Origin of the sequence: Teredinibacter turnerae T7901, from assembly GCF_000023025.1 — a bacterium.
Classification (GTDB): Bacteria; Pseudomonadota; Gammaproteobacteria; order Pseudomonadales; family Cellvibrionaceae; genus Teredinibacter; species Teredinibacter turnerae_B.
The window spans coordinates 3,272,797-3,286,621 of sequence record NC_012997.1; the positions used below are offsets into that span (position 1 = coordinate 3,272,797).

11 protein-coding genes are annotated in these 13,825 nt (G+C 52.1%); 6 read left to right on the forward strand and 5 right to left on the reverse strand.

Translation table 11 applies throughout. From position 1 onward, the window contains the following. The first annotated feature begins 56 nt into the window (after positions 1-56). Positions 57-1,217: a methyl-accepting chemotaxis protein gene (locus TERTU_RS22390; RefSeq protein WP_015818591.1), complete on the forward strand. Its 1,161-nt coding sequence runs from the start codon at positions 57-59 to the stop codon at positions 1,215-1,217. Positions 1,218-1,238: 21 nt separating this feature from the next. Here the strand turns inward: TERTU_RS22390 and TERTU_RS12895 are convergent, their stop codons facing one another. The 4 genes from TERTU_RS12895 to TERTU_RS12910 all read right to left on the reverse strand — a co-directional run bounded on the left by TERTU_RS12895 (position 1,239) and on the right by TERTU_RS12910 (position 4,540). Then, positions 1,239-2,330: an MJ1255/VC2487 family glycosyltransferase gene (locus TERTU_RS12895; RefSeq protein ID WP_015818949.1), complete on the reverse strand. Its 1,092-nt coding sequence runs from the start codon at positions 2,328-2,330 to the stop codon at positions 1,239-1,241. A 31-nt stretch (positions 2,331-2,361) separates the two neighbouring features. Then, on the reverse strand, positions 2,362-2,874 hold the full coding sequence (locus TERTU_RS12900; RefSeq protein ID WP_015819380.1) for a phosphatase PAP2 family protein: 513 nt from the start codon (positions 2,872-2,874) through the stop codon (positions 2,362-2,364). 104 nt (positions 2,875-2,978) lie between these two features. Beyond that, entirely contained in the window at positions 2,979-3,650 is a 672-nt protein-coding gene (locus TERTU_RS12905) for a DsbA family oxidoreductase (protein WP_041590240.1), read from the reverse strand. Then, positions 3,650-4,540 carry an ROK family protein gene (locus TERTU_RS12910; protein ID WP_015820817.1) on the reverse strand — a complete coding sequence of 297 codons (891 nt, stop codon included), beginning with the start codon at positions 4,538-4,540 and terminating at the stop codon, positions 3,650-3,652. The genes TERTU_RS12905 and TERTU_RS12910 overlap by 1 nt, the downstream gene beginning before the upstream one ends. Before the next feature lie 165 nt (positions 4,541-4,705). Between TERTU_RS12910 and imuA the strand changes: the two genes are divergently transcribed. The 5 genes from imuA (at position 4,706) to TERTU_RS12935 (ending at position 12,535) form a co-directional block, all read left to right on the forward strand. Next, complete coding sequence (imuA, locus tag TERTU_RS12915; protein WP_015817127.1) at positions 4,706-5,527, forward strand: translesion DNA synthesis-associated protein ImuA; 822 nt, start codon at positions 4,706-4,708, stop codon at positions 5,525-5,527. Positions 5,528-5,558: 31 nt separating this feature from the next. Beyond that, on the forward strand, positions 5,559-7,100 hold the full coding sequence (locus TERTU_RS12920) for a Y-family DNA polymerase (protein ID WP_015818794.1): 1,542 nt from the start codon (positions 5,559-5,561) through the stop codon (positions 7,098-7,100). A 152-nt stretch (positions 7,101-7,252) separates the two neighbouring features. Continuing rightward, positions 7,253-8,191 (forward strand): hypothetical protein, encoded by a 939-nt coding sequence (locus TERTU_RS12925; protein WP_018015808.1) that lies wholly within the window; start codon positions 7,253-7,255, stop codon positions 8,189-8,191. A 232-nt stretch (positions 8,192-8,423) separates the two neighbouring features. Continuing rightward, a complete protein-coding gene (locus TERTU_RS12930; RefSeq protein WP_015817250.1) occupies positions 8,424-11,525 on the forward strand; it encodes an error-prone DNA polymerase in 3,102 nt (1,033 codons plus the stop codon). A gap of 89 nt (positions 11,526-11,614) precedes the next feature. Beyond that, entirely contained in the window at positions 11,615-12,535 is a 921-nt protein-coding gene (locus TERTU_RS12935) for a type 2 periplasmic-binding domain-containing protein (protein WP_015818806.1), read from the forward strand. A gap of 155 nt (positions 12,536-12,690) precedes the next feature. Here the strand turns inward: TERTU_RS12935 and glk are convergent, their stop codons facing one another. Continuing rightward, positions 12,691-13,650, reverse strand: a complete 960-nt coding sequence (glk, locus tag TERTU_RS12940; RefSeq protein WP_015819474.1) for a glucokinase — start codon at positions 13,648-13,650, stop codon at positions 12,691-12,693. Positions 13,651-13,825: the final 175 nt, after the last annotated feature.

The following is a 13,825-nucleotide window of genomic DNA, read 5'->3' on the forward strand; positions in this document are numbered from 1 at the left end:
TCGTGGCGTCAGAGGGCTTTGCTATACTCGAAAAAGACCCTCTCAGGCGACAGATCATGCTCAACTTTTTCAACGTACTCTTTTCCCGACCTTCGAGCCACAGCGATTCGGAGCTTGAAAAGTTGCGTCTGGAAAATACTAAATTGCAGAAAGATATTGAGCTGTACAAAAAAATTAAAGTCGTCGCGGATATGCGGCTCGTTAATCTGGAAAAAGCACACAAAGAACAGGAACGCTTGCGAAACATGTGGATTGGCAGCTCCATGGCGCTCGACCTGGTTCGCTACAGCATGTCAGAGACGACAAATTCCGCTCAAGACCAGAGGCGCAAACTGGCGGAATCATCGGTTAATTATCAGCAGATTAAATCGATTCTTAACGGCATTACCCACGCGCTGCAAACCATTGATGAAAAAACAGTAAGAGTTACCAAAGGCGTCAACGAACTCACCGCTGTCGGGGCGCAGATCAACAGCTTCGTTGAGCAGATTCGTGCCATTTCCGACCAAACCAACCTGCTCGCACTTAACGCTGCAATTGAAGCCGCTCGTGCAGGCGAACAAGGTCGCGGTTTCGCCGTGGTGGCTGACGAGGTACGTAACCTTGCAAAAAAATCTGCCCAAGCCTCGGAAGAAATATCAGAGCTGATCCACACCATTGCCAACAAAACGACATTTGTCGCCACCTGTATCAGCGAAACAAGCGAGACTGTAAGCAACACTAACGCCTCAACAGCGGACATTTCGAATATCGTTGATGAATTCACTCAACACGCGCAAAACATGGCGACCACTATCTCCATTTCTGCTGAACGCGCATTTATTCAAACCGTTAAACTGGATCACCTAGTGTGGAAAACTGAAGTGTATAAATGCATTTGGGGGAAGTCGGACGCACCGCTGGAGACCTTTGCAGATCACACCCAATGTCGTTTGGGTAAGTGGTATTACGAAGGCGATGGCGGAAAGTTTTATCGCAATTTTGGCTCGTTCAAAACCCTGGAAACCCCTCACAAACGTGTTCATCAAGCGGGTATCAGAGCACTTCGCCAAGCGGAAGCCAAAGAGCTTGAAAGTGCGTTTCTATCGCTGGAAGAGATGGAGAAGGCCAGTGACGAAGTGCTCGATCGACTGTCAAAAATTGAAGCCGATATCACCACTTACCATCACGAAGAAAAGAGTAATTTATTTACACCAAACGAAGCAGAACTTTTTTAGGGCCAGTTAACCCCAGGAACCTCACGCGGTTTCGGCGAGGGGAACAGGTGTAGGGTTAGTACTGAAACTCTCCAGGCCGTTTGCGTCTACCGCTTGCCACAAGCTCTCAACCAGGTCCGCTTTTGAACCCGGGTGCTCCCAGCCTTTATTGCCAATCCACTGCGCTATAGCCTTCGCCACATTCGGGTAAACCACATGGCGGCCGGAAAAATTATGCAACCATTGAGAAACGATGTTGCCATCAAGATAATCCATCGTCATAGCCAGGTTCAAGCGACTCATGGCTTCTGCGTTAGATAGCTGCTCCAACTGCCCCAGCAGCGGTTTCACCAGCAACTTTTTCCCCATATGCAGGGCTTCACTTGATAATTCAAACCCAGCATTGCAAATCACACCCGCAGATGTGGCGAGGTCGTATTTAAAGCCATCGCGCGAAAGTGGTTTTAATTTAATGTGTCCCAAGCTCTCATATTGATCGAAAGGCCCATAATAGACAAACGTGAAATCCTTGAACGGCTCAAGCAGCTGAATAACGTCGTGAGTTTCTTCAAACCCCAGATAAACGAGAATTTTCTTTTCATCAACCGGGTCGGAAATATGGTCGATATCGACAATGGGGGGCAGTATCGGCTGATTAAAGTGGTGCCAATGTAGCCCTAAACTTTCTTCCACCGGAGCAAAATACTCCATAATTTTCTTGCCGACGAAGTTATCGCCACGGCGGGGCACATCGTATTTAAACGCGTACTGATGGCCAATACCAAGGCAGGTTTTTCCTGCGCGCCGCGCAGCCCAGGCAGTCACCGGCTCGAAATCGGTTATAACCAGATCGTATTGCTCAACGTCCAGCGTGCGAATATCCCGCATCAGCTGGCGCAGGCTGGCTTCTTGAAAAGTACGGAATATTTTTACGTTGCCGGAATCGTGAACAAAGGTGAGCCCGCGATAACACCGCCAGTCACCAAACTCTTCCATGTCAAAATACTTGTCGCGCTCGCGGCCGGAAAAGATGTAATCAACGCTTATACCATCGGCCTTTAAGTATTTGTTCAGAGCGCGCGCACGGCTTATATGGCCGTTACCAGTTCCCTGGACACCAAAAAGAATTTTCATTTATGTTGTTGCTCTTTTATGTTCAGTTTTCTCAAATAAGATCTATCAGCACCAGGCAGATAGTGTGGCCTAAAAGTGCACCGGCCATAACATCGGTAGGGAAATGCACTCCCAACATCACGCGCGCGGCGCCAACACTGGCAGCCCAAGGGTAAACAAACCACGCCATCCAGGGAAACGCAAACGACATCGCGCAAGCCATGAGAAAAGCCGCAGAAGTGTGTCCGGAGGGAAAACTGAATTGATCCGATGGAACAATAGCGCTTTCAAACCCGGGAATCGCCGCAGCAGGACGGTTGCGGCGGAAGAGAGACTTGAATATGAAATACAAACTGCGCTCAATCAAAAATGCCATGGCAAGCAGTTTTGCCATATGCCAGTCTTGCTGAAGCATAAACAGAACGCCAATCACCACATACATTGGGCCATCGGCGGTAAAGGATATGTACCGGCTCAAACGCACAGCCAGATCGCGTCGCTTGCGGCGTAAGCACCAGTCAAACGTAACTAGATCGAATTGATGTATATTTTGCAGCAAACGCATACGGCACCCTCCATTTGCACCGAGGTTATCCCCCAACAATGACAGGTATATGAGACAAATATGACAAAACTATTACAACGTTAGATTATGTCTGAATATACGATTTAACACCAGGATAACTGTCCGGCGGGGTTCTCCAGTAGCTCGCGAATATTGGCTTCAATAATACGATAACCCACGTTACCCGAGAGCTTTTGCCGGCCTTCGTTGAATATCAGCGTTGGACTGGAGTTTATACCCTGCTCTATCGCCTGATGGTGATTGCGACTAATAAGAGCATGAGCACGGCCATCGTCGACTGCAGCCAGCAATGCCGCCACGGGTAAATTTTCGGCTTCTGCTACCGCAATTAACGTCTCGCGACGCGAAATATCCCGTATATCGACAAAAAACGCGCGGCGCAGCGCACACATATAACGCTGCATTGCTCCTGCGGTTAGCTGACCAGCCTCTTCCAACAATTGCGCAGCCGCGAGAAATAGATGCGCAGGCACTGAAGACTGCGGCGTATTTTCAAGCCACACGTTTTCATTCACGCGTATGTGCTCAAATTTTTCTGCCACCGACAACACATGTTTGCCATAAGCTGCCAAACCACCGCGGTGATCCCAGCTTTTCGCCATTTTGCCTGGCACATCACCAAACACAGGGAAAAAATGAAAGCGCACACTAACACGGTCACCAAAATCCGCTATCAACTCATCAACGCGTACCTGCGAAGCATATGCCCAAATGCACAGTACATCGGAATAATGATCTATTTGAATTCGGGACATCACACTTCCTCAATTTTTTGCCCGGCAAGCGCGAGCGCACCTGCCACGCCAGCCTGACTGCCCAACGCCGGCAATACAATATAACTTTCAATATTTTCTTCAATCGCCGGGTGCCGCACATAACCGTTTAAGTAGCCAGCCGTCGCCGTTTGCACCTTGCCCAACATCTGTGACTGAGCCATTACACCGCCCCCCAAAATAACGCGCTGAGGCGATAAGGTGCACACACAGTTCGCTATCGCGACTCCCATGTAAAACGCTTGTATATCCCAGGCATGGTGATCGGCAGGCAATGCTGCAGGATCACACCCCCAGCGGGCGGCGAGCGCAGGCCCACTGGCCAAGCCTTCAAAGCAGCGGTCACCGTGGTACGGACAACTGCCTGCAAAAGTATCATCGGGATGCTTTGGCAATAGACAGTGCCCCAATTCGGGATGTACCAGGCCATGCACCAAGCGACCGCCACTCACAATACCTCCGCCAATGCCAGTGCCAACCGTAATATACAAATAATCACTCAACCCTCTGGCAGCACCCCAGCGCCCCTCTGCGAGCGCCGCCGCGTTCACATCGGTATCCAGCGCCACAGGTACCTGGAGTTCACGGGCTATCACACCGGCAATATCCGTATTCTGCCATCCAGGCTTGGGCGTAGATGTAATAAAACCGTAGGTTGGCGACTCCTGGCGTAGATCTAACGGGCCAAATGCGCCTATTCCCAGCGCTGCCAACTCCGGCTTATAAGGCGAAAAAAATGCCAATACGCGTTGTAGCGTCTCCTCAGGGCTGGTTGTTGCGAACCGGGTCTCGTGTATATCGGACGGCCCAGTACCTACGGCGCAAACAAACTTAGTACCGCCCGCTTCCACCCCTCCGAGGAGTTTTGTCATGTGTTATTCCTATACTGATACTGGCGCTGACCCTGGCTCCGTATGCGAGAACACAGGCCTAATATGGCAACCATTATATTTCACCCGGCCAGGCAAAATTCCACCTTGCCATAAACTGCCCATCGGTATACTGTATATTAATACAGTTTTTGTTTTGAGCCATCCATGTCTACAGACCGCACAACCCCACCACCAGCGACATTGGAGCAACTGCTTCAGCGCGGGGACGTGTGGCGGGGACATTCGCAATACTTTATCTCACAGGATGCTGTCGATACTGGCTACCCGCCGCTAAATAGCGCGTTGCTCAACAACGGCTGGCCCCTGTCCAGCCTTATTGAAATATGCCAGCCCTCTGCCGGGCACGGCGACTGGCTGCTTACAGCCCCTTGTGCCCAACACCTATTACAGAAGCAACCGCACGGTTATATTGTGCTACTTAACCCACCTGCGCTGCCCTTTTCTCAGGGCATGCTCTTCAGCGGTATCCCCCTGGAGCAGTTAGTGGTGGTACAAATTACGGCAAAAAATGATTTTATCGCCAGTTTCGTAGAACTGGCACGCGCCTCTAGTTGTGCGCTGCTTATGGCCTGGCAACCCAAACAGGCGTTAACCTACACCGAATTGCGCAAATGTCAGCTGGCGACGGCCGATGGCTCAGGCGTTTACCTGCTTTTTCGTCACAACCGGCAACGCCTGGAAAGCTCGCCCGCTTCATTGCGCCTGACAACACAGCTGAACTCACAGCATCTACAAGTGCATATCCTCAAGCAGCGGGGCCAGCTAAGGCCTGGTTCTGCGGCCATCGATTTGCCGCTGCCAGACTACGCACAAACTTACAAACCACACCGCCAGTTGGAAGACACACCGACTTCTCCCAATGTGGCCAACGATCAGGTATTTGCGCCTTATCAACCCCGTCGCAATGTACTGGCATTGCGTATTAATCGCGGGCGACCGCTCAAAGTTAAGCGCAGCGCGGGCTAGGCCTGATACCTGAAACTGTTCGGTGACGCCCATGGCCCTATCGTCAAAAAGTCTATGGTTGGCGGTTCGCCTTCCCTGTCTGCCTCTGGAAGTGTTTGGTTTTAAACACCAGACTGACCACGCGCTGATAACGCAAAAACAGCGGGTTCTGTGTGCGTCAAAACCGGCAGTTGCCGATGGTATCCGTGCTGGCATGCCCGCAGCCACCGCACAACTGCTCGGTCAACATCAGCAGGTTGAGCGCGACTTCGCATTGGAAACAACCGCGCTTAACGCCCTTGCTGATCGCCTGTATATGTTTACTCCGCACCTGACGCCTCTGCAACCGGCAGCCCACTTACAAGCCGGTATTTTGGCGGAAATATCCCGCAGTCTGGCGTTATTTAAAGGCCTGACAACACTGGTCGAGCAATTGAAGGAGAATCTCGCAGACACAGGGTACGAATTAGCGCTCGGTTTGGGTCACACCGATTTATGTGCCTGGCTGCTGAGCTGGTCGCCAACACCACAACCCATTCAACACTACACCCAGTCGCAATTTATTGCGCAACTGGACGTTATGCCGGTGCGTCAGCTAGGTGAGTGCCACTGTGCGCAACTGCCTTACACACAACTGCAAAATCGAATCGATGACCTGGAAAAATCCGGATTTAATACGATAGCGGATTTAACCCGGCAAATTGGCAACCAAAACACATCCAGCCTCCGCCGCCGTTGGGGCGGCGAGTTCTGCGGCCTTCTTAGCCAGGTGCTGGGTATTGAGCACAGTTTGCAGCAAACACGCCTGTTCGCGACACCCTTGCCACAGTACCAGCCGGAGCAGTTTTTTTACGACAGCATTCAGTTCGACTATCCCTTGCAAACCGTTGAGCAATTGCTGCAACCCATGGAATATTTGCTGAATAACTTGCAGCGCTATCTCAACAACCAGCAGTTACAGTGTCAGAAAGTTGAGTGGCTACTGTTCGATATTTATCACAACAAACAAACATTCAAGGTACACAGCAGCCACGCCCAGAACGACGCAGCGCTACTGCTTGAGCTAAGCCGCATTCAGCTGGAAACTCAGTCACTGAGTTTTGAGGTAGACACTGTAGAACTGATCTGCCGTGACACCTTCAAACATACACCGAACACAGACCCGCTGGGGTTTACTCAACACGAGAGCAACGCCCGGGAAATGGCTCACGATTTTGCCATCGTGACCGCAAAATTAAAGGCCCGCCTGGGAGACCAGGCGCTGTTTAAAGTCGCATATAAAGACACCCATATTCCAGAGCTGAGCAGTGCGAAAGCGCCTTTGGAACAGGGAACATCTACCTCCTATTTACCGCACGCTCCACGCCCCAGTTGGCTGTTTGATAAACCTCAGACGATTCAGGAAAAACAGCAGCGCCTGCACTGGCGAGGAACCATCACATTACTGCAGGGGCCAGAACGTATTGAGGGCAATTGGTGGCAGCAACAAACAGCGCGGGATTATTTTATTGCCGCCAGAGAAGACGGCCTGCGATTGTGGATTTTTTACGATTTACACCACCGCCAGTGGTTGGTGCAGGGTATTTTTTCCTGATAAATAGACAGCAAACATCGCTTTGGTTATGAGTAGAAAACCGCTACTGAAAAAAAGATATACCCGTGACACATTGCTGTATCAACAAGGGCACGTAAACTTAGGGGGAACGACCAGACAAGATGTGCAACGAAACTTCGGGGCATTTAATTATGAAGAAATTACTGGCCGCATTACCCGCTGCAATATTGGCAATTACCTTATCGCAATCCATTCGGGCCGAAACACTGAATTGCGAAACCATTAACTGCGACTGCACAAAACTGCCGTCCACAGCGTGGCAAGACGTGTGCAGAATCAAACAACAGAATTTACAAGCCACCTGCCGGGACAAACAAGGCAAGGTTTTGGGATACTGCTCGGTACATGGCCCGGCCGCAAATCGCGTAGCGCTATCGCTGGATCTCAGCCGTACCAGTGTCGAACAAAGCAACTCTGTTAGCACGCTGAACAATAAGTTTGCAGCAATATACTGGTCAATGCACCAGGACATTGAAATAACCGAGCGTTACATCAAGCAACAAAAATATTCTCCCGCCCAACAGCGGATTAACCGCGTACAAGCTAACCTGGATACCCTGTTCGATTTGCAAAAAAATATGGTGTCGATTTTGGAGGACAGCGGTAACCGGGCAAAAACAGAGCAGTCCTGGCGCAACTTCGCAGAAGATACCGAAGCTGTCAGTGACAAGCTCGCCAGTATGGGCAACAAACTACTGGACAGCGCAGACAGCGAAAACGCAAACAGCACGGCCATTGCCCTGCTGCAAGCGGCAGGGAATATCTACGAACATGCTGGCTACGGCTACGCCAAGGGTATTCGCCACAAAATGTCGGCGCACGCCTGGAAAAAAGCCGCCGACAGCAGCGCCGACATTCTCAATAAAGCGCACAACCTGGCACAGGTAGAGCAACAAAACTACCGCTACCAGGCTGCGACACGGCTCCACCGCGCAAGTTATAACTGGTTGATCGCCATCGATAAAAAATCCGCTCAGGAAGCTCTGGTGGAATCACAGCAGTTTGTTGATGACTCAGATGCAAATATTGAAAAAATACTCAATAATCCAGAGTTAATCAGCTCGTACTAAGCAATAGGGTTTAGGGCCTGTTAAATCACCGCAGTCAAGTCAAGCCGCGCAAACTATACAGATCTGTTCAAATTTGTCAGTTTGCGCCGGTTTGGCCAGCAGGCCATGCATTACCCCAATCTTGTGGCCAAAAAGCAACACAGTAAACCGTCCCCAATTGGCCTTCAAACCCTCCCGTCGATGATGTGCACCTGCGATAGATAACTGTATATTTAAACAGCATACTTGACGCATGGCTTACGCACACCTTTTCACCTTCAGCAATTTCACGTTTCTGCGCGGCGCCTCGCACCCGGCCGAAATGGTTGAGCAGGCATATCGCCTGGGCTACGACGCCATCGCACTCACCGACGAATGCTCTCTCGCGGGCGCAGTTAAAGCCCATGTTATGGCTGAAGAGTGTGGTATTAAACTTATTGTTGGCAGTTATTTTAAGCTGTCCAACAACTGCGAGCTCATTGCTCTGGCGCCTGATCGGGCAGCATATGCGGAGCTTTCCGGTTTTATTACCCTCGCCCGCCGCCGTGCAGACAAGGGCGAGTACACCGCCCATATGGATGACCTGCGTTTTCGCCTGCAAACCTGTTTGATTATATGGCTGCCAACCGCCAATACCGCCACTGAAGACAATGCCCGTATTTTCTCTGCCGCCTTTAAACAGCGCCTCTGGCTGGGTGTTGGTCACCAGTTGGCCGGCGGAGAACAGCGCCTGTTTCAACAGTGGCAAAATCTGGCTGCAACCTACCAGCTTCCCATGGTCGCGAGCCATCTGGCGCTCATGCACAGCGCAGAGCGCAAGCCCCTGCAGGATGTTCTCACTGCCATCAATCACAACACCTCGGTAAGCCAGCTCGGCACCCGTTTGCAAAGTAACGGCGAAAATTACCTGAAGGCCATTGATGAAGTGTTTTATCTCTATCCTCCAGGGCTAATAAAGCAAACCCTGCTCATAGCCGAGCGCTGCAACTTCTCGCTGAATGAACTCAAATACCAGTACCCACAAGAACTGGTACCCAAAGGTCTCAGTCCAATCGCGCATTTACGCGCACTCGTCGATAGCGGCAAAGCCAGGCGCTGGCCAGGTGGGGTACCCGCTCAGGCAGAAGCCATTCTGGCCAAAGAGCTGGCGCTGATCGAAGAACTCCACTACGAATATTATTTTTTAACGGTCTACGACATTGTCGCTTTCGCCAGACAACAGAATATTTTGTGCCAGGGGCGTGGCTCTGCAGCTAACTCTGTAGTGTGCTATTGCCTGTTTATTACCGAAATCGCGCCAGGGCAGATCAATGTTTTATTCGAACGTTTTATTTCCAAAGAGCGCGATGAACCACCCGATATTGATGTGGACTTTGAGCACCAGCGGCGCGAAGACGTTATTCAATATATCTACACCAAGTATTCCCGTCAGCGCGCAGCCCTGGCTGCGACGGTTATCAGCTATCGCTCACGCAGTGCTATTCGCGATGTCGGTAAAGCCCTTGGATTAGACCCGGCATTGGTCGACCACCTGGCAAAATCTCTCGCCTGGTGGGACAGAACAGGCGATCTGGTAAAGCGTATTGAGGCCGCCGGGGTACAAACAGAACGTCAGCTGGTGCAGCAGTTTTTCGCTCTGGTACAGCAGATCATTGGCTTTCCCCGCCATTTATCGCAGCATGTGGGCGGCTTTGTGATAACTCAGGATAAAGTCAGTGACCTGGTGCCCGTGGAAAACGCCAGCATGCCAGGACGCACCGTTATTCAGTGGGATAAGGAAGACCTGGAAGCGATGGGCCTGTTAAAAGTGGACATCCTGGCGCTGGGCATGCTCACCGCCCTGCGCAAAACCCTGGCGATGGTGAACCGCTACGAACCGGCCATTGCCAGCCTGGCAGATATCCCCCCGGAAGACCCGCACACTTACGATATGCTCTGTGCCGCCGATACCGTAGGCGTATTTCAGATTGAGTCCCGCGCCCAAATGTCGATGCTGCCCCGCCTGCGGCCACGCACGTTTTACGATCTGGTGATCGAAATCGCCATTGTGCGCCCCGGCCCCATTCAAGGGGACATGGTGCACCCCTACCTGCGCCGCCGCGACGGCCTCGAACCTGTTAGCTACCAGAGCCCAGATATTGCAGATGTACTCAAGCCCACCCTGGGCGTTCCTATTTTTCAGGAGCAGGCGATCCGCCTGGCGATGGTTGCCGCCGGCTTCAGTGGCGGCGAGGCCGATCGCTTGCGGCGCGCCATGGCCAGCTGGGGTAAAAACGGCAACCTTCTGCAGTTTGAGGAAACCTTTATTCAAGGCATGCTGAATAACGGGTACGAACTGGATTTTGCCCATCGCCTGTTTGAGCAAATCAAAGGGTTTGGCGGCTACGGTTTTCCCGAATCCCACTCTGCCAGCTTTGCCATTCTCTGTTACGCCTCGTCTTGGCTGAAATGCCACCACCCGGCCGCGTTTTACTGTGCCCTGCTCAACAGCCAGCCAATGGGCTTCTATTCGCCGTCGCAATTAATACAGGATGCCCGTCGTCACGGTATTCCAGTACTCCCGGTGGATGTGAACCACAGCGAAGCAGAATCTGCCCTGGAACCCGCAAACAGCTACCGAACACCCTGGGCCATACGCCTGGGTTTCACGCGAATTAAAGGGCTGGATAGCGAAGCCGCGCAGCGCATTGCGGATAATCGCGCCCAGCAGCCCTACCGGGATATTCAGCAACTTGCCCGGCGCAGTGGACTCAGCCGCGCCGATTTGCAAAAACTCGCCGCCGCCGACGCGCTTCACTCTCTCGCAGGCAACCGCCATTTGGCCCATTGGCAGGCCGCCTCGGTGGAAGCCCAGGCAGGCTTGTTCGACGATGAACCGCCGCCGGGTGACGCCCTGCTAACCGCGCCACCGAGCCTGGAAAAAGACCTCACCAGCGATTACAACACCACGGGATTGTCGTTGCGGGTGCACCCCATGGGCATTTTGCGCCAGGAATACCCCTTTAGCCGCTGCAAACAACAGCGCCAACTCTCTGGTTTATCGCACGGGCGCTTTGTCCAGGTGGCTGGCCTGGTAACCGGGCGTCAACGGCCGGGTACTGCCAAAGGCACCTTGTTTCTCACCCTGGAAGATGAAACCGGCAATATCAATGTAGTGGTATGGAAAAGTACACAGGAACGCTACCGCAAAGCGTTGCTCACCAGCAAATTGCTCATCGTGAAGGGCCACCTCGAGCGCAGCACACCCACAGCTACCACTGACGCGACGCCCGTGATTCACGTCGTCGCGGGCCAGTTGCTGGATTATTCTGACCGCCTGGAATCGCTGGCCCTGAGATCTCGCGACTTCCACTAGTTTCGTTGCACCTGTGATACGAGCAGTGAAAGTGCGAGCCAAATCGCATTCCGCTAAACTCAAAGATCATGACCAAAGCAAATCACACAATGCTGTCCATTCTGATTCGCAGCTTCGCCGCCTGCCTGCTTTTTGCGATACCCACCGCCAATGGCAAAGACCTTGTCAAATTTTGGGCAGGGGGACCAGGGCGCGACACCTACGATGCACAATTGCTCGCCATGGCTCTCGACGAAACCGTCGAGGAGTATGGCGAATATCAACTGGAATTGGTGGCCGATGTACTGGGCGTAAACCGCGGCCGCCGGCTACTCGGCGAGGGCATAGTGGTGAATATTTATGTGAGTGCATCGCGGCCAGACAATCAGAATATGTACACCCATTTGCTGGAAGTAGACTTTCCGATCCTGCAGGGGCTGTTAGGGTATCGAAGACTGGCGATTCTAAAATCACGACAGAATGACTTTTCCTCGGTTAACAGTGTTGCCGGGTTATCACGTTTTGTCGCAGGTCAGGGGCGCGGCTGGCTGGATGTAGCCATCTTGCAGCACAACGGGATACAGGTAAACGCTTCTGGCGAATACAAAAGTCTATTCGAAATGCTGGACCGCGGTCGCTTCGATTACTTGTTGTTGGGAGCGCACGAAATTGTGCAAGCGGTAGAGGCACAAAAAGATCTGCACCCGAATATCGTTATCGACCAGGACTTACTGCTGTACTACCCGTTCCCGGTGGTTTATCAGGTGAGCCCCACATATCCCGAACTGGCAAAACGGGTAATGAAAGGGCTTAAAAAACTGGAGGCGAATGGGCGTTTTGATCAGTTTTTCAGGCAGCAATTTGCCACTGTCATCAGCGAGCTGCAGCAGCATAAAAAGCTTATCCTGCTGCGCAACCCCTATGTTGCCAAAACCAGTCCTCTGGCTCGGCCACATTTACTGCTCAACTCCAGCCCCGCCCGGCATGCCCCATTTGCAACCCATCATCGAACAGGAACATTAGCGGAATAACACGTTGAGCAGCACAGGTTGAGCACCAAAGAGTTCAGGAAAAACATCTTTGGACTATTCAATGCAAGCACTGGCTCAATACAAGCAGTGGCGCAATACAAGCACTGGATCGATGCAGGTACCAGCTCAGTGCAGGCACTGGCAAAATCGGTAAACTACAGCTGTGCGAGCCAGGTTGCAGCACCCAAAAATGCGGTTTGTGGATGGGCGATAATATCCACGGGAATATCATCCACGTAGTGAGACATTACCCCCTTATTGGAGAAGCGCGATTTAAAATCGCTGTCTTTCAGAAAATCCAGCATCCTCGGCAAAATGCCTCCCGCCAGATAAACGCCACCGCTAGCGCCATAGGTTAATGCCAGATTACCCGCCACCGTACCCAAAAAGCTACAGAACAGGTTAAGCGTATACACGCAGGTTTGGTCCGCAGCTGACATCGCATCGGCGGTGATATCTTTCGGTTGCAGCTCGCGAGGAGACACACCGTTAACCTCGCACAGGGCGCGATATAAATTCACCAGCCCTGGGCCCGAAATAAACGTTTCTGCAGACACGTGGCCATGGGTGGCGATAGCCGCTTTAATAACCTCGCATTCCAGCGCGGATGCAGGTGCAATATTCACATGCCCCCCCTCGCTGGGTATTGGCAGCCAGTTAGAACCGGTATACGCCAGCCCCGCCACACCGAGTCCAGTGCCTGGGCCCATAATAGCCTTGTTGCCTTCCGGGTTCCTTGAGCCGCCTTTAACAGAAACTAGATCGGTGGGGTTAAGTGCGCTGGTCGCCACCGCAAGCGCGCCGAAATCGTTAATCACGGCAAATTTTTCGAAGCCGAACGCTTTGCGGATGCCAGATTGGGTAAACGACCAGCTCAGGTTGGTCATTTGTACGCTATCCCCAGCAATGGGGCCCGCGATGGCAACACAGGCAGAAAAGGGCTTGAGTGAACCGAGCGAATCCATGTATGCCCGCAGTGCGTCAGCAAAGCCTTCGTATTCAGCACCATTGAGGATCTGAATATTTTCGATAACAAACTGGCCATTTTCTGTACCAGTTACCAACGCGAAACGAGCATTTGTGCCGCCGATGTCGGCAACAATGGAAGGGAACATAGGCTTATCCTTAAAATTCTATTGGGCGTTCAACAGACGGCATTTTCGGTGCTGGCAGAAAGCGCGTCAAGCGACCCACCTTCCGCCACAAATTACAAATGTTTACCCCGCAAAACCGGTTATTGTCGGTAAAATGGCCGTTTGCTCTGAATCCGGCCATACCAAAGGTAAACAA

Excerpts from the sequence above, each read along its gene's own strand:
- TERTU_RS22390 (WP_015818591.1), top strand. The coding sequence starts at position 57 with ATGCTCAACTTTTTCAACGTACTCTTTTCCCGACCTTCGAGCCACAGC.
- TERTU_RS12895 (WP_015818949.1), bottom strand. The coding sequence starts at position 2,330 with ATGAAAATTCTTTTTGGTGTCCAGGGAACTGGTAACGGCCATATAAGC.
- TERTU_RS12900 (WP_015819380.1), bottom strand. The coding sequence starts at position 2,874 with ATGCGTTTGCTGCAAAATATACATCAATTCGATCTAGTTACGTTTGAC.
- TERTU_RS12905 (WP_041590240.1), bottom strand. The coding sequence starts at position 3,650 with ATGTCCCGAATTCAAATAGATCATTATTCCGATGTACTGTGCATTTGG.
- TERTU_RS12910 (WP_015820817.1), bottom strand. The coding sequence starts at position 4,540 with ATGACAAAACTCCTCGGAGGGGTGGAAGCGGGCGGTACTAAGTTTGTT.
- imuA (WP_015817127.1), top strand. The coding sequence starts at position 4,706 with ATGTCTACAGACCGCACAACCCCACCACCAGCGACATTGGAGCAACTG.
- TERTU_RS12920 (WP_015818794.1), top strand. The coding sequence starts at position 5,559 with ATGGCCCTATCGTCAAAAAGTCTATGGTTGGCGGTTCGCCTTCCCTGT.
- TERTU_RS12925 (WP_018015808.1), top strand. The coding sequence starts at position 7,253 with ATGAAGAAATTACTGGCCGCATTACCCGCTGCAATATTGGCAATTACC.
- TERTU_RS12930 (WP_015817250.1), top strand. The coding sequence starts at position 8,424 with ATGGCTTACGCACACCTTTTCACCTTCAGCAATTTCACGTTTCTGCGC.
- TERTU_RS12935 (WP_015818806.1), top strand. The coding sequence starts at position 11,615 with ATGCTGTCCATTCTGATTCGCAGCTTCGCCGCCTGCCTGCTTTTTGCG.
- glk (WP_015819474.1), bottom strand. The coding sequence starts at position 13,650 with ATGTTCCCTTCCATTGTTGCCGACATCGGCGGCACAAATGCTCGTTTC.